The 16440-nt window shown below is 69.4% G+C and carries 11 protein-coding genes; 6 read left to right on the top strand and 5 right to left on the bottom strand.

The window, feature by feature from the left end; translation table 11 throughout:
• Positions 1-15: 15 nt before the first annotated feature.
• From HB370_RS00915 to HB370_RS00900, 4 genes are read right to left on the bottom strand one after another with little or no spacing between them, the layout of a single operon-like run.
• Positions 16-720, bottom strand: coding sequence for a hypothetical protein (locus HB370_RS00915; protein WP_037703460.1), 705 nt, complete (start codon positions 718-720; stop codon positions 16-18).
• On the bottom strand, positions 717-2111 hold the full coding sequence (locus tag HB370_RS00910) for a flavin monoamine oxidase family protein (protein WP_030794960.1): 1395 nt from the start codon (positions 2109-2111) through the stop codon (positions 717-719). The genes HB370_RS00915 and HB370_RS00910 overlap by 4 nt, the downstream gene beginning before the upstream one ends.
• Positions 2095-3030 (bottom strand): alpha/beta fold hydrolase, encoded by a 936-nt coding sequence (locus HB370_RS00905; protein ID WP_030794957.1) that lies wholly within the window; start codon positions 3028-3030, stop codon positions 2095-2097. The genes HB370_RS00910 and HB370_RS00905 overlap by 17 nt, the downstream gene beginning before the upstream one ends.
• A complete protein-coding gene (locus HB370_RS00900) occupies positions 3023-4558 on the bottom strand; it encodes an NAD(P)/FAD-dependent oxidoreductase (RefSeq protein ID WP_030794954.1) in 1536 nt (511 codons plus the stop codon). The genes HB370_RS00905 and HB370_RS00900 overlap by 8 nt, the downstream gene beginning before the upstream one ends.
• A gap of 699 nt (positions 4559-5257) precedes the next feature.
• Here HB370_RS00900 and HB370_RS00895 point away from each other — a divergent pair.
• From HB370_RS00895 to HB370_RS00885, 4 genes are all read left to right on the top strand, one after another.
• Positions 5258-6622 (top strand): APC family permease, encoded by a 1365-nt coding sequence (locus tag HB370_RS00895; RefSeq protein WP_244405318.1) that lies wholly within the window; start codon positions 5258-5260, stop codon positions 6620-6622.
• 206 nt (positions 6623-6828) lie between these two features.
• Positions 6829-7506: a Gfo/Idh/MocA family oxidoreductase gene (locus HB370_RS41555; RefSeq protein WP_244405317.1), complete on the top strand. Its 678-nt coding sequence runs from the start codon at positions 6829-6831 to the stop codon at positions 7504-7506.
• A complete protein-coding gene (locus tag HB370_RS41550) occupies positions 7431-7889 on the top strand; it encodes a hypothetical protein (RefSeq protein WP_244405989.1) in 459 nt (152 codons plus the stop codon). Before HB370_RS41555 ends, HB370_RS41550 begins: the two co-directional genes overlap by 76 nt.
• 179 nt (positions 7890-8068) lie before the next feature.
• On the top strand, positions 8069-9433 hold the full coding sequence (locus tag HB370_RS00885; RefSeq protein ID WP_030794948.1) for an FAD-binding oxidoreductase: 1365 nt from the start codon (positions 8069-8071) through the stop codon (positions 9431-9433).
• Between the two features lie 133 nt (positions 9434-9566).
• Here HB370_RS00885 and HB370_RS00880 read toward each other — a convergent pair whose 3' ends face one another.
• A complete protein-coding gene (locus HB370_RS00880) occupies positions 9567-10175 on the bottom strand; it encodes an XRE family transcriptional regulator (protein ID WP_030794945.1) in 609 nt (202 codons plus the stop codon).
• 331 nt (positions 10176-10506) lie between these two features.
• Here HB370_RS00880 and HB370_RS00875 point away from each other — a divergent pair, with 331 nt between their 5' ends.
• Together HB370_RS00875 and HB370_RS00870 are read left to right on the top strand one after the other, a co-directional pair.
• A complete protein-coding gene (locus HB370_RS00875) occupies positions 10507-11742 on the top strand; it encodes a helix-turn-helix domain-containing protein (protein ID WP_030794942.1) in 1236 nt (411 codons plus the stop codon).
• A 1802-nt stretch (positions 11743-13544) separates the two neighbouring features.
• Positions 13545-15263 carry a DEAD/DEAH box helicase gene (locus HB370_RS00870; RefSeq protein WP_051816356.1) on the top strand — a complete coding sequence of 573 codons (1719 nt, stop codon included), beginning with the start codon at positions 13545-13547 and terminating at the stop codon, positions 15261-15263.
• Positions 15264-16440 lie beyond the last annotated feature (1177 nt).

Raw genomic sequence — 16440 nt, 5'->3', positions numbered from 1 at the left:
CGTCGTGATCCGGGTTCATGCGGGGGCCCCGGCCGTGCGGGCCGGGTACGGGTCCAGAGCCGCGTTGCGGGCGTGCAGCGCGCGGTAGGCGCGGAAGTAGACGAATCCCTGGGTGCCCCAGGTCGCCAGCGCGGCGGTGTAGAAGATCGTGCGGTTCGCGTCGTCGAACGGCAGGGGAAAGAAGTCGTACGTGATCGCGATGGTGGTCCCGGCGGCCGTGACCAGTCCGGTCCAGACCGCCGGCCACCTCGCGCCCGCGCTCCAGAGCCGTTTGACGAAGCAGCAGAGGAACACGGCCGTGAGGAGGTTGACGACGACGTAGAACACGGAGACCCAGAACGCGCCACGGTCGGTGTGGAGATCCGCGCCGTGGAAGGGGCGGAGGAACAGGGCGGCCACGATCGCGACCCCGAACACGGCGACGTCGACGCCGCGGCTCGGCTTGTAGCGATGGGTGACCTTCATCAGGCCCAGGACCAGGATGAGCGTGATGCCGACCGACCTGGAGAACGCGTCGAAGAAGTACGCAAGGTCGTACAGGACGCTGTCGCTCTTGGCTCCGAGGAGCGACCAGAGCAGGAAGTTGCTGCCCGACGTCGCGACGACCATCCATTCGAGGCCCAGGAGGTAGTTGCCGTAGCGGCGAATGAATTTCCAGCCGTAGAAGTAACCGGCGAAGATCATCCACAGGTCGGCCAGCAGGAACAGCGTCTCCCTCATCGAAACGCCCCCTCTCGGACGTCGCGGGACAGCAGGGTGATGACGCTCTCCGCGGTGCGCTGGCCCGTCAGAACCGCGCCGTTCATGGTTCCGGCCCATTCGCCGGCGGTTTCGGAGCCCGCCCAGTGGATGCGCCCGTGGGGCTCGCTCAGCGCCTTGCCGAAGCTCGTGGTCGCGTAAGGAGCGACGGCGGGATTGGGGCCGCCCGGGGCGAAGGGCTCCGCTCCCCAGCAGTGGTCCACGTAGTCGATCGGGGTGAGCGCCTGCGGACCGTAGAGGTCGGCGAGCTGCCGGACCACCCGGTCGCGCCGGGTCTCGGGGCTGAAGCCGTCGAAGACGCGCGGATCGCAGAAGGCCATCAGGACGCCCGGTCCGCCGGGGGCGGGGGACACATCGAAGGTGATGAACACGGTTCCGGTGTCGGTCACCGCCTCGCCGGAACAGCCGTCGGCCCGCCAGAACGGCCTCTCGTAGGCCACGAACGCCTTGCTCAGCACGCCCATGCGCCAGGTCCGCGCGAGCCCTTCGCCCTGCTCTGACAGAGCGGGCTCGAAGGTGATGGCGGCGCGGTGCGCCGGCGAGGCGGTGACGATGGCGTACCGGGCGCGGATCTCGCCGGAGTCGGTGCGGACGGTGACGCCGTCGTCGTCCTGCGCGATGCAGCGCACCGGTGTCTCCAGGCGCACGCGGTCACCGAGCCGCGCCGCCACCCGCTTGGCGATCTCCTGGGTGGTCTCGACGATCCGGTCCTGCTGCTGACCACCCTCGACGTCCAGCATGTGATCGAGCCCGCCCGCCGAACGGATGTAGCGCAGTGCGTGCAGCAGGGAGACGTCTCCCGGCGTGCAACCCCACTGCACCTTGCTGATCACGGTCATCAGTGCGCGGGTGCCGGGCAGCGCGTTCTTCCGGTCGAGCCACTCGCCGAACGAGAGGGTGTCGAGCCGGCCGGCCCCGGGCGTCTCCCACGCGGCGTTCACGTCGATGGTCGCGACCAGCTTGTTCACCGCCGCCTGCATGCGGGCCATGTCCACCAGGGCCGCGGGGGAGACCTTGGGAATGGTGCCGCTGTAGGTGCGGCGCCGGCCCGCCATCCACAGCACGTTGTGGCCCTGGGCGAACTGGTCGGTGGTGGTACACCCCACCCGGCTCGCGAGGTCCCGGACGGCGGTGTGGCGCCGGGACACCCACGTCGCTCCGAGGTCGACCTTCACACCGGCCACCTCGCCGGAGAGCGAGCGGCCTCCGACCCGGTCGCGGCCCTCCACGACCAGGACGGACTGCCCCGTGCTCACCAGTCGCTCCGCCGCGCTCAGACCGGCGAAACCGGCACCGACGACCACGACGTCGACCGTGGTGCTGCCGGAGCGGGGCTCACGAGATCCGGACATGGCTGCCTCCTTCACCCACGCGGTTCGCGTGCTGCGCGATGTAGGTCGTGATGGGGTCGACGAGGGACTCGGGGAGGTGATGGCCCATGCCGGGAATGACCACGTGCTGTGCCGAGCGGATCGCCTTGACCGTCGCGACGCCGCCGCTCGGGCTCACCAGTGGGTCCCGGTCGCCGTGGATGACCAGCGTCGGGGCGGTGATCCGGCTCAGCTGGGCCGTCCGGTCCCCGGAGCGCTGGATGGCCTGGATCTGGCGCGCCGTGCCGGCCGCCGGGTCGCCGGCGCTGCGGTCCCAACCGCGCGCCGCGATGGCCGCCTCGGCCGCGTCGTCGATGGGGTGCCCCGATCCCGCGATGTGACGGGTGAGCCTCAGGTGGGCACGGACCGCCGCGGTTCTGTTCCTCGCCGGCGGGGCGGCGAGGAGCCGGATCGTCGACAGGGCCGGCTGACCGACCTTGCGCGCCCCGGTCGTGGAGTAGAGGGAGGCCAGCGACAGGACCCGCTCGGGCGCCGTGGCCGCGATCGTCTGCGCGATCATTCCGCCCATCGACCGCCCGACCAGGTGCACCCGCGCGATCCCGAGATGGTCGAGTACGCCGACGGCGTCCTGGGCCATGTCGGCCAGCGTGTACGCGTCGCCGCGCGGACGCGCGGCGATCTGACGCCAGAGCCCGGGAGGGGGCGAGGCGACGAACGTCGACTGGCCGGCGTCGCGGTTGTCGATCGCGACGACCCGGAAACCGTGGGCGGTGAGGGAGCCGACGAAGGAGTCGGACCAGAAGGTGAGGTCTTCGCCCAGTCCCGCGATGAGCAGTATGGCGGGGGCGTCCTTGTGGCCGTGGTCCCGGAAGCAGATCGTCATCCCGGACGGCAGGGTCGCGTACTGGTCGCCGCCCTCGGCGGCGCTCGTCTCAGACACGGGTGCCCCGCCTCCCGCCGGGCGCCGGCGCGGCCGCCCGGCGAGCGCCGAACCGGAGGTTCTCGTCGGCCACCGGGCCGCGCAGCGCCCTGGCGTCCTCGGGGTAGGACATCGCCATCCGCCAGGGCTTCTCGGGGCCCTGCTTGGGCAGGAGCTTCTCGCCGCGCTTGGCGTACCCGGCCTGAAGGTCCATGACGGGCCTGCGGTTCGTTCCCGGCGGTGCGACCGGAACCACCGTGTCGTATCCGCGGGCGTCCATGTGCCTGACCAGGTCGATGAAGTAACGGCACATCAGGCTCACCTTGAGCGTCCAGGACGAGGTGGTGTAGCCGATCGCCATCGCCCAGTTCGGGATCCCGCTCAGCAGCATGCCGCGGTAACAGAGCGCGTCCGCGATGTCGACCTGGTGCCCGTCGACCACGATGGGCATGCCGTCGAAGAGCCGAAGGTTCAGCCCCGTCGCGGTGACGATGATGTCGGCTTCCAGCTCCTCACCCGACGCCAGGACGATTCCGCGCTTGCTGAACCTCGCCACGGCGTCGGTGACGACGGAGGCCCTTCCTTCCTTGATCGCGTCGAAGAAGTCGCCGTTCGGTGCCACGCACAGCCGCTGGTCCCACGGGTCGTACGGCGGGTTGAAGTGCTTGTCGACGTCGAATCCCTTGGGAAGGCGCTTGACGTTCTCGCGCCGGATGAAGGCCCGTCCTGCCTTGGGGAAGGTCCGCAGGCCCTTCACGACGGCGTGTTCGGTCCAGATGTTCTTGAACCGCGTCACGGCGTACCCGCGCTCTTCCCCGAGCAGCTTTGTGAGCGCCAGGGCGACCTTGTCGACGCGGGGGAGTGCCATGACGTAGGTGGGGGTGCGCTGCAGCATCGTCACGTGCCGGGCGGCGCCCGCCCCGGTGGTCATGGCCGGCACCAGAGTGATCGCGGTCGCGCCGCTGCCGATGACGACGACCTTCTTGTCGCTGTAGTCGAGTCCCTCGGGCCAGTGCTGCGGATGGACGATCTGTCCCTCGAACTCGTCCCGTCCCTGGAACTCCGGGGAGAACCCCTCGTCGTACCGGTAGTAGCCGGTGGCGGCGAAGACCCATCCCGCGTGGATCGTCCTGGTCCGGTTCGCTCCCGTGGCGGAGTCCGACGTCTGGACGGTGAGGGTCCACCGTGAGTCCGCCGTGGACCACTCCGCGCGGACGACCCGGTGGCCGAGCCTGAGGACGCGCTCCAGGCCGTTCTCCTCGACGGTCTCGTGGAGGTACTCCTTGATGAGAGGAGCGTCGGCGATCGCGGCTTCGTGGCGCCAGGGCTTGAACGCGTATCCGAAGGTGTGGAGGTCGGAGTCCGAGCGGATGCCGGGATAGCGGAACAGGTCCCAAGTGCCCCCGATGTCGTCGCGCGCTTCCAGTACGGCGAGCGACTTGTCGGGCAGATCCCGGCTGAAATAGGTGGCCGCGCCGATCCCGGATATCCCGGCTCCGATGATCACCACGTCGAATTCCTCGACGGCGTCCAACACCTCAGCTGTCATGGCGTTTCCTCGCTGTTCCTGTGGCGGTTGCCTCACTGTCGCCAGCCAGGACCGCTTGCGAGAACGACAGCGGGCACCTCCTTCGCCAGGGCTCGGTGCACGATGCACAGGCGGGCCGGGCCGCTGCGCCCATACGGTGTCCGACGTTCGGGCGGGGCCCCCGGCCGAGCCTGCGGCCCGGCCCTTCCGGGAGCAGGGCGGCCGGAGACGGCCGTCCAGCGGACGGTCGTGCCGCAGCCATTGCGGGCAGCAAGACCGGCGCGGTAAGGGCTTACTCCCGGTGTTTAGTGCTACTGAACGTCTCGTCGTGGTCGTGCGCAGAGGTCGTACCCGCTGTCGTCACGACCTCGCTGCGCGTCGCGCCCCCGGGTGTATCGAGCCGCAGGGGGGGGCGCCGCCGTCGCTCCCGCGATCGCGGCCGAGCGGAAGCGGCCGACGACCCCGGACCCGCACGGGGCCACGTTTTCTCGGGCGGCAGGAGCCGCCTCCTGCCGCTCCGGCTCAGCCACCGCGAGGGAGCCGCACCTGTTCGTGCGCGCAGGCGTACCGCTCCACGCACTCCTTCATCCACCCATGACGAGCCGGTACCGGCCCGTGAGCCGAAAGGTGATCGCGATGACCGACCTCTCCAGGACAGGGCACGCCGATGCACCCGGCGGTGAAGCGGGGTCGGGCAACCCGCTCCACCGTGGGCTCGGCGTGTCGCAGATCGTTTTCATGGTCGTCGCCGCGGCGGCACCGCTCGGGCTTGTGGTCGGCGGGGTGCCGCTCGCCTTCGCCGTGAGCGGCAGCCCGGGGATGCCGCTGTACTTCGCGCTGTCCACCGTGCTGCTGCTGATCTTCGCGGTCGGCTTCACACTGATGGCCGGACGGGTACGCGACGCGGGGGCCTTTTACGCCTACGTCCAGGCGGGGCTGGGCCGGATCCCCGGTCTCTCGGCAGCGACCCTCGCGCTCTTCTCCTACACGCTGCTTCTCGTCGGGGTGAACGCCTATGTCGGGGTCGCGACGAGCGACGTCATCGAGCGGTACGCCGACGTCGGCTCCCCGTGGTGGGTCTGGGCGCTCGTCTCGCTGGGCGTCATCGCCTTTCTCGGCTATCGCGACATCGAACTGAGCGCCAAGGTGCTCGGTGCCGTGCTGGTGCTGGAATCCCTGCTGCTCCTGGTCCTGGACCTCGGCATCGTGGGCCACGGCGGCGCCCACGGACTGACGGCCGAGCCGGTTTCGCCCTCGATCGTGGGCACCGGCTCCCTGGGCCTCGGCGTCATGTTCGCCCTCTTCGGGTTCATCGGCTTCGAGGCGACGGCCGTGTTCCGCCACGAGGCGAAGGACCCCGACGTCACGGTCCCGCGGGCGACATACGTCGCGATCCTGGTGATCGGAGCCTTCTACTCGCTCACCGTGTGGGCGATCGTGGTGGGTTCCGGCGTTGACGCCGTGGTCGGAGCCGCGCAGGCCGACCCCGAGGGCCTGGTCCTCACGCTGACGCGGAGCCACGTGGGGTCCGTCTGGGCCGACGCCATGCAACTCCTGCTGATCACAAGCCAGTTCGCTTGCGTACTGGCCTTCCACAACGTCGTGACGCGCTACCAGTTCGCGCTGTCCCGGGCCGGTGCGCTTCCGGCGTCGCTGAGCGTCGTCCATCCCCGGCACCGCGCGCCGTCGGCGTCCTCGGCCGTCGCCTCGGCGGTCGCGTTCGTCACCACGGTCGTCGTCGCCGTGCTCGACCTCGACCCGGTCGGGGACCTCTACGCCTGGTTCTCCGGCGCCGCCACGCTCGGCATCGTCCTGCTGATGGCGGCCACCAGTCTCGCCGTCATCGGCTTCTTCCGGCGCGCCGACGGGCGGCAGCCGGTGTGGCGTACGGTCGTGGCCCCGGGCGTCGCCTTCCTCGGCCTGGCCTGTGTGGTCTGCCTGTTGGTCGCCAACTTCGCGCTCCTCGTCGGTACCACCGCGGGTGCCTGGGTGATCGGCGGCCTCGTCGCCCTCTCGGCCGTGGCCGGCGCGGTGCAGGCCCTCGTCCTGCGAGCGCGCCGGCCGGCTGTCTACGAGCGACTCTGAGCGACTTGCCGGTCAGCTCATGAGCGCAAGGGCGCGGCCGGTCTGTGCACCGTGCACCGCCCTCGGGGGAAGCCGGTGCCCAGTGTCGTTCTCACCACGGCCGCGGCCTGTGACAGTGGGGTACCAGGCAACCGCCACGGGCGAAGTCCGGTTTCGCCGAGCACCGTGTCGTGGGCGGGCCGACCGTGGCGCCCAAGGGAGTGACGTTGAAGAATCGGACTGTCGTGGTGGGGCTCGGTGCCACTGGCCGGGCCATCGCCTCTTCCTTGCTGCGACGCGCGGATGTGGAGATCGTGGGAGCGGCGGACCGGGACCCCCGCGTGGTCGGTCAAGACCTCGGCGTGCTCCTCGGTGGCCTCGCGAACGGTGTCGTCGTCGTGAGCGACCCGGCCGAGCTGCCCGCCGCCGACCTCGCGATCGTGGCGACCGTCTCGGATCTGCACAGGGCGGCCGACGTCCTGCTGCCGCTGCTGGAGCGTTCGTACAACGTCCTGAGCATCTGCGAAGAGCTGGCCCATCCATGGCGGAGCCACCCCGATCTGGCCCGACGGCTCGACGACACGGCGAAGGCGCACGGCGTGACCGTCCTGGGCAGCGGGGCGAACCCGGGCGTCCTGATGGACACCCTTCCCCTCCTTCTGACCGCACTGACCCAGCGTGTGGAGAGCGTGCGGATCCGCCGACGGACGAACATGTCACGCTACGGCGCGATCCTGTCGAAGTTCGGCCTCGGTCTGACCGTGCGAGAGTTCGCGACGGCTCGCAGCCGGGGCGAGGTCGTCGGGGGCACCACGGCTTCGAGCAGGCCATCGGGGCGCTCGCGGCAGGGCTCGGATGGGATCTCGACTCGGTGGACGTGGGAGAGGTCGAACCCGCCGTCGTGACGACTTCGCCGCGCGTCGGCGACCACATGCGTATCGAACCGGGGCAGATCGCGGCTGTCACTCATGCCGCCCGGGGCGTGCTCAAGGGCGACGTGGTGATCGACCTGGAGATCACGTTCGGGTTCTTCGAGCCGGCCGATGAGGTGGCCGCGGGCGACGACTACCGGATCGTCGGAGAGGAGCAGGTCGTCGACCTCCGTTCCTCCGTGGGCTTCGATTCCTTCCTCAGCACCGTCGCGGCGGCGGTCAACGCCTCCGCCGCGGTCGTCGAGGCGCGTCCCGGTCTCCTGTCGATGGGGGACCTGCCCGCCCGTTCGGTCGCGGCCAAGGGAGAGCGGCGAACGGGCCGGGCCTCGCTCGGGGCCACGACTTCTCAGGACTGAGACGGAGACGCAGAAGACGGAGAACCTCCTGTTCGCCGTTCTCACGCGTCTCGCCGAAGAGCCGCCCGCCACGGTTGATCGGCCGGACGGGAACGGGGGATCGGGCGCGCTGCCGAGCACGCCTCGACGCGGAGTACGAAGTGGGGCGGACGCCCCACCTGGAAGGAGATCGGGACAGCATGAGGACCGACAGCACGAAGTACACCAGCTTCACCGGCTGGATCGACCCGCCGGACGACGTGCAGCCCGCGCTGGACGGCGACCTCACCTGTGACATCGCCGTCATCGGCGGCGGCATGGGTGGCATGGCAGCTGCGCTGCGCCTCGCGGAGCGCGACCAGGACGTCGTCCTGCTGGAGGCCGAGTTCTGCGGCTACGGCTCGGCCTCGCGCAACGGCGGTCAGATCGCCGGGGCGCCGGGTGGCGACCTGCGGATGCTCAGCCTCCAGTCCCCGAAGAAGATGCCGGTCATGGCCAAACTGGCGGAGAACGCGGGCCGCTACGTGGAAGACCTCATCAAGGCGCACGACATCGACTGCGACTACGTGGCGAACGGCCTGGTGTGGGGTGCGGTCTCACCCCTCATGATGCTCAGGGTGCGTACCCAGGCGGCGATCCTGCGCGCCTTCGGCGGGCACGGGACCGTCGGCAGCAGGGAGGAGCTCGGCCTCCCCGCCGGCTTCGTGGGCGGGATGCGGGAATCCACCGGCGGGATGCTGAACCCGGGCAAGCTCGCCCGTGGTGTGCGTCGTGCACTGCTCACCTCCTCGGCCAAGGTCTTCGAGCAGACGCGGGTGAGCGATGTCCGGCGGACCGGCAGTACCGTCGAGATCACGACACCGCACGGCACCGTGCGGGCCGACAAGGTGCTGCTCGCGACGAGCGTCTATGGCGGCGAGTGGGACATCACGCCCAAGAACCTCGCGACGCCGCTGTACGTCATCGAGATCGAGTCGGAACCCATCGCGCCGGAGCGGCTCGCCGCGCTGGACTGGACCAGTCGGTCCGGCATCATCACCCAGCACCAGTTGATGACCCACTACCGGCTCACCGAGCGCAACACCATCGTCTGCGGGGTCCGCCAAGCGCAGCGAGGACAGACGTACCCGCTCCCGGACCGGGTCCCGGACCCCCGTGTCGTGCGGGACATGGGGAAGGATCTGGCCAACCGGTTCCCGTCACTGTCGGACGTGGCCATCGAGCGGGCCTGGGGCGGTTGGATCGGTATCAGCCCGGACTGGCTGTCGGTCGCCGGGCAGGTGGGTGACAATGTGTTCTACGCGATGGCCTGCAACGGCCACGGCCTCTGTCAGGTGCCGTACGTGACCCACCAGCTCGCCGACTACATCGTCGACGGTGAGATGTCGGACGACCTCGCCGGCATCTGGTCGGACACCCCGAAGTACTCGTCGTCGATGTCGCTGCTGATGCAGCCGTTCGTCCTCCGGACCGTCTGGGGGCTGGACCGGTTCAACGACTTCTTCAACGGCAGCAGGACACGGGCCCGGCGGGCGCTCCGTCGTGGTGGGCGCGGGGGTTCCTGAGGGTCGGGCGACGCCTGCTCCGTGACGACGCGGTGTGAGATCGCCACCCGCTACGACAAGACCGCCGGGTCCTGCGAAACAGCCGCCGCCCCCGCACCACTCCTGACGCGGGGCCGGCATGCGACGACAGGATCTAGGCGGCCCCTCGCGCGGCGCGCGGCAGGGGAGGCGACAGGACCCAGAGGACCTCGCTCACCGTCGTACCCGGATTGTCGAACTGGTGAAGCGTCTGGCCGGAGAACGACGTGGACGCCCCTTCCGACAGCATCCGGGTCTCGCCCCCGACAATCAGACGGGTCGAACCGCTCAGCCCCATCGCGAAGATCGTGGCGGTGTCGAGCCGATAGGGGCCTCCGGTGCCCCCGCCCGGCTCGATCACGGAACGGAAGACCTGGAACGCCGTGGCGCCGACGGGCGTGAGCAGGTACTCGGCCACGCCCTCACCGCCCATACCGATCCGGTTTCCGCCGTCCACGACCTGCTCGTCGGGGTACGCGAACAGCTCCCCGACCCCGATCCCCAGCGCCTCGCAGACGCGCAGCAACGTCGGGACGGACACGCTGGTGAGCCCACGCTCCAACTGGCTCAGAAAGCCCTTGGTGACCTCCGCCCGGTGCGCGACCTCCGTCAACGACAACCCACGATCGAGCCTGATCTTCCGCAGCTGCGCGCCCGTGGACGCTTTGAGGGCGGCGGCGCCTGTTTCCGCTCCGCCTGCTGTCCTGCCGTCACCGATGGACATGATGTGCTCACCGCCCCGCCCGTCCTGAGGCCGAGGTCGTGTGCCTGTCAGATGACGGGCCGACCCGGACGAGTCCTCTCCGTGACACGAGGCTAATCCAAGGCATGCGCGCCAGAGGCAGTCGGTGCGCCCTTGCGGAGGTGGCGACAGCGTAGAACCCCTTGTGGCGCCGACGTGGGTGTGATAAATCTGCCGCCGTTTAGTGGTGGTAAACAGCGGTCGGCGGCCCGCGCCTTCGTCGTCGGCCAGGCCGCCGACACACCCTTCATCTGTCTGTGGCACGGCATGTCGGGCCGCCTCGGCCCCCCGAGAGCAGAGGGACACTGAGAACATGGAAGAGCTGTGGCCCCCGCCCTCCTGCGAGGTTGCCGATGCGATCAGGTCACTGTGTCAGCGCCTGCTGACGGAAACGGACGCTTTGGTCGACGCCTTCGCAAGGCCCTCTCTCGTCGCCCAGAACGATCCCGCTCTCCTCGCGGACGCATCGCTGGTCGAGGAGGACCGCGCGCTCAACCGCTCTGAGCTGGTCCAATGGTTGACCGCAAACGTTCAGCAACCGGGGCGGAGGGTAGAGCCCTACGTCAGTCCGAGGACCACGGAGTACATCAACGATCTCGTCTCCCGGGGCATCGCGCCCGACTTCGCCGGTGCCTGGCGCGTGGCCCTGGGGATCGGCTGGCGGCGATGGCTTGAGGAATGCGTGGCGGACTGCGCGGACCCCGATCTTCTCGTGGGGGTCCTGGACGTGACGGCGCAGTCGCTGGTGCAGTACGCCCTCGACTCCGTCGCGGCCCTGCGGCAAGCCGGCCTCGCCGCGGCGATGGGGAACACGGATGCCGAGGGGATCGCACTGATCCAGCTGATCGCCAGTGGGGCGCCGATGGCGGAGGACCTCGCCGAAGGGCGCCTGCGCTACCGGATGGCGCGGTGGCACATGGGTCTCGTCCTCTGGGTCGATGATCCCCAGCAGGCCGACGCCCTGGACGAGGCGATCGCCGCCGCGCGCTCCTCCGCCGGCGGCCGGAGCGCCCTGGTGGCGCGCGCCAGCGCCACGTCGCGGTGGATCTGGCTCTCAGGGGAAGCCGTCCCGGACCCTCACCACGTGGAGAAGGACCTCGCGGCGACCGACGAGGTCCGCGCGGCGGTGGGAAGGCCGGGACGCGGACTCGAAGGATTCCGCTCCAGCCACCAGGACGCCCTCGCGGCGCAGGCACTGGTGATCCGGCTGGGGTCCGACCGGCGATTCACCGCCTACGCCGACGTCGAGCTGATCGATGCGCTCACGAAGGACCGGCCCGGTGCACGTCGGTTCGTCATCAACACCCTCGGGCCGTTGGCCGAAGCCGACACAGCCCTGCGGCAAGCCCTGCTCACCTACGTGCAGTGCGGCTTCAGCACCACCCGGGCGGCCGCCCACCTCTACGCGCACCGCAACACCGTCGAACGGCGCGTCTCACGCGCCAACGAACTCTCGACCGTCAAGGTGGAGGAGAATCCGACCCACGTGGCGGCGGCGCTCTCGGTGCTGGACATCGCGCCTGACATCGTGACGGTCGTTCCGAGCTGAGCTCACACCACGCAGCTGCGGTGCTCGAGCTTCCTTGCTCAGGGAAGAGCCCGGAAGGGCGAGACGGGGAAAGGCGGGCAGAACCGCGCGGGCGCCCGGACGGTGCCCAGGCGGCCTGCCTTCGCCAGTGGCATCGCTTCCGGAACGTCTGCGATCGACGGCGAGGGCGACGCTGACACCGCCGCCCAGAGGCCGACGTCGCACGTCGGCACGCGGGCGCAGAGCGCCCCGGTGCCCTCCGCGCGTGCGTCAGGGATCGCACGTAGCGCCCACGATGCACGTAATGCACATTGACCTTGAGTCCGTTTTGCGCCCGTCAGGCTACTGAACTGCGGTTTTCCTTAACCTGTTTTGGCTCTACATGTTTGCGATAACGCATCATGTGGAGTGCGTTGCCATCCTTGAGCCTGCCGAGAAGGGCCGCTGACCTGCGGTTTCCGTGGGTATGCATGATGCGCGCTATGGGCGTTACGGGCGATATCTTGACGCTCAAATGACGCTCTGTGAGGCATCTTGACGCTCATTTGACGCTCGTTCTGATGGGGCATCAGGTGTATCGCGCTGCGGGCTGTCGGGGACATCGAGCTGCTCACCCAGCCACCACCGTCCGGACCGCAGCCCCCGAGCCAGCAGGGCCGTTGTCGGGACGCGGTCCCGGGCGAAGTGAGTCGCCAGCGCCTCGACATCGGCCTCCCTATGGCGATCGCGTACTTTGACGAAGCATGATGGCCGCGATACGGCCGACGGTTGGATGTGTGTTCCTCCCTCACGTCTGCTTCGGAACCGGAAGCGCACACGCGACACGCGAATCGCACCTAGGCTGTATGTCCGTATTCAGTAACTCTGTTACCCGATGCGCACCCATAGAGGAGCGAGCGGTAGGCTGTTTCCACTGCTCACGCAGCCTGGCGGTCGCCCTCCGGGACGACCGAGGATCGCAACCACGTGGTGTCCGGGATGAACTCGGTCTATCCATCGCTGGCGGTCGCCCTCCGGGACGACCGAGGATCGCAACGTCCACAGCGTGTCCGCTCCGGCCGACGGCTGCACCCTGGCGGTTGCCCTCCGGGACGACCGAGGATCGCAACACCGCCGTCCCCCCCCCGCGCGGAGTCAGGACCCGCTCGGCTGGCGGTCGCCCTCCGGGGCCATCGAGGATCGCAACGGCGTCGGCAAGACCTGGATCGCAAGCCGGCTCGTCCTGGCGGTCGCCCCCGGGGCGACCGAGGATCGCAATGCGCACCACGTCGGTGGCCAGGGGGCAGTGGCCTTCTGGCGGTTGTCCTGGGGCGATCGTTGATCGGTGAGTTGCACCTGTTGTGTCTTCGGGTCTTCGACGCTTCTGCTGGCTTGGGCTCGGATGCTGGAGAGGTGGTGGCTGCCAGGTCAGCAAGAATATAACGGCTTCGCGGCTCGGTGTTTCCGGTGCGGTCCAGGCATTTGGGCGGTGCTGATTCGGGTCTGTGGCGGGCCGGTGTCCGAGGGGGCGGATACGGTCTTGGTCTCGGCTGGAGGGTGCCGTGCGTCTGGTGGGGGAGGAGAGGGTGTAGTGGCGGGTGTGTTGTATGCGCATAGCCTGAGTGGTGTCTCGGGGGTGCGGCACACGCTGGAGGACCACTTGCGTGGTTCGGCTGCGTTGGCGCGGCGTTTCGGGGAGGTTTTCGGGGCCGGGGAGTTGGCGGAGTATCTGGCCTTGGTGCACGACGTGGGCAAGGGGGCGTGTGCGTGGCAGGACGGGCTCCGGGCGGTCGAGGCGCGCGGAGGTGGGGGGAGGGGGGATTGGACACAAGCATGCCGGCACGGTGCTGGCGGAGCGGTACACGCAGTTGGCGTGTGCGGCGGTGGTGTTCGGGCATCATGGCGGGCTTCCGGACCTGGAGCGGCTGCGGGATGAGTTACACAAGGGCCGTCCGGGTGGTTCGGAGGCTGCGCGGGTTCAGGAGGCGATCCGTGCTGTGGAGGGGATCGTTCCGGAGATGCACCGTTCGTCGCGGATTGCTTTGCCCGGCTGGCTGCTCGACCTGCCGAGGCGGGAGCAGGGGTTGGGGCTGGACCTGCTGGTGAGGATGCTGTTCTCCTGTGTCGTGGACGCGGACTACCTCGACACGTCCGCCCACTTCGAGGGTGCGGCGGTGCGGGTGGGGGAGCGGGCGGACATGGCGGCGCTGGTGGAGCGCTATGAGGCCCGGCGTAAGCGGTACCTGGCGGGGCGGGAGTCCTCGCCGGTGGATGCGCTGCGGCAGTCGGTGTACGAGCGGGCGTGCGCGGCGGCGGGCGAGCCGGGCGTGTATGTGCTCCAGGTCCCCACCGGTGGGGCGAAGACCATGGCCGCGGGCGCCTTCGCGCTGCGGCATGCGGCCCGGCACGGCAAGCGCCGTGTCGTTTTGGCGGTGCCGTTCATCTCGATTACCGAGCAGAACGCGGCCGTGTATCGGGGCCTGCTCGACCCCGAGGACGCCGGCGGCGCGACGGCGGTGGTGCTGGAGCATCACAGTGCGGTGGACCTCGACGTGGAGGAGGCTGGGTTCGGCGAGCTGGCCGAGGAGCAGCGCGAGGCGTTGCGGCAGCGTGCCCGGACGGCGAAGCTGGCGGCGGAGAACTGGGACGCGCCGTTCGTGGTGACCACCACGGTCAGGCTGTTCGAGTCCCTCTTCTCACACAAGCCGTCGCAGATGCGGCGTCTGCACAACCTGGCCGGCTCGGTGATCGTCCTGGACGAGGTGCAGGCGCTGCCGGACCGTCTTCTCGCGCCGATCCTGAGCGGGCTGCGGGGGCTGGTCGATCACTTCGGGGCCACGGTGCTGCTGGTCTCGGCGACCCAGCCGTCGTTCTGGGAGCTGTCGGCGTGGAAGGGGCTGGAGCGCAAAGCGGTCATCGACAACCCGGCGGCGCTCTTCGACGCCCTGCGCAGGGTGGAGTACGAGTGGCGGACGGGGCAGGAAGTCACGCTGGAGAGCATCGCCCGGGAGACGGCCACGCACCCGCAGGTGCTGACGGTGGTCGGCACGACCAGGGACGCAGCCCGTTTCCACCGTCACCTTCAAGCCGCCTCCGCCCAGGGTGTGGTGCTGCATCTGTCGACACGGATGACCAGCGCCCACCGCCGGGAGGTGATCGCACAGATCCGTGCACTGCTCGGCCGGGGGGAGCCGGTCCAGGTGGTGTCGACCAATCTGATCGAGGCGGGTGTGGACGTCGACTTCCCACGCCTGTACCGGGCGTGGGCGCCGCCGGAGTCCCTGCAGCAGGCGGCAGGACGCTGCAACCGCGACGGACGCCTGCCCTCCGGCACCGTGATCGTCTTCGACCCCACAGACGGCGGCCGGCCGCGCAGCGACGAGTACCGCCCCGCGGTGCAGACCGGGGAACAGTTCTTCGGACGGCATCCGCTCCGTGCCGGACGAGTTCGACGCGCTGCACCAGTACTACGAGCGGCGATATTCGTACCATTCGTACCATCAGGGCGGGAACCTGCAGGCGGGGCTGGGAGCGCACATCCAGAAGCTGCGGCGCGCCCTTGACTTCCCCAAGGTGGACCGCGAGTTCCAGATGATCGAAGACGAGCACAGTGTCCCGGTGGTCGTCATCTGCGACGAGCGTGACCGGGAGCAGATCGAAGAAGCCGTCGCACAGCTGACGGATCCATCCCGGCCCTGCGGCCCGGAGGTGCTGCGCAGCCTCCAACAGCACACGGCCTCCCTGCCCAAGAGAGAAGCCGACACTGCGCTGCGCTGCGGGCTGGCCGTCCCCGTGACGGGCGACCTGCTGCTCAGGGTGCATGCCGCACTTGAGCGTCGTCGACAACATTACGTCGCGATCCTCGGCCGTTCCGAAGGCGACCGTCACACGCGGGCGGGATATACCCCAGCCAGAAGAGCGTGGCGTTGCGATCCTTGGCCGCTCCAATGGGCGACCGCCAGCGGTTGTCGGGGACGCGGGAACCGTCCGGGTCTCGGTCACGCGGAAGGGCGCCTGCCAGCCCTGCGCGGCCGCACAGGAGGGTGCCCGACGGGCTGCACCAGTCCATCCAGGCATTGCTTCGATCCTCGGTTGCCTCGGGGGCGACCGCCAGCGCAAAGAAGGCGTGGCCCAGGTCTTCCGCTTGTGTTCCATTGCGATCCTTCGCCGCCCCGGAGGACGACCGCAGACGCATTGAGCTCACACCCCAGGCGCGATGTGAGCGTGGTTTCGATCCTTGGCCGCCCTTGAGGGCGACTGCCACGGGGCGCCCCCGCGGAGTTTGACTACGACGACGGGGTTTTGATCCGCAGGCCGCCCCGGAGGGCGACCGCCACCCGTTCCAGGTGGGGATGACGGTCGGATCGAGCTGGTTGCAGTCCTCAGCCGACCCAGCGGACGACCGCCACTGTTCCGGCTGCCTGGTTACTACGACACCATCCAGTGGTTGCGATTCTCGACCGTCCGTCCGGGAGGACAGCCGCCACCTGAATGCGTGCTCCAACCGGTCATCCTCGTGGGCGTTGCGATCCTCGTGCGTCCAGAGGGCATTCTTGCCCAGGCCCCACCACATCACCTACTCGGTCAGATTGCGTTGCGATCCTCGGCCGCTCCGAAGGGCGACCGCCACGTCCTTCGTCTTGGCGCGGAGACGCGCATCGACGTTGTTGTGACCTTCGACCGCCCTGGAGGGCGACCGCCACGCGCAAGCGGTCCGGTCGTCGGAGTTGGAGCCGTCGT

It is taken from the genome of Streptomyces sp. DSM 40868, assembly GCF_011820545.1.
In the GTDB taxonomy this organism is placed as follows: domain Bacteria; phylum Actinomycetota; class Actinomycetes; order Streptomycetales; family Streptomycetaceae; genus Streptomyces; species Streptomyces eurythermus.
The sequence above is the reverse complement of the archived record's forward strand: the minus strand, read 5'-3'. Positions and strand labels throughout refer to the sequence as shown.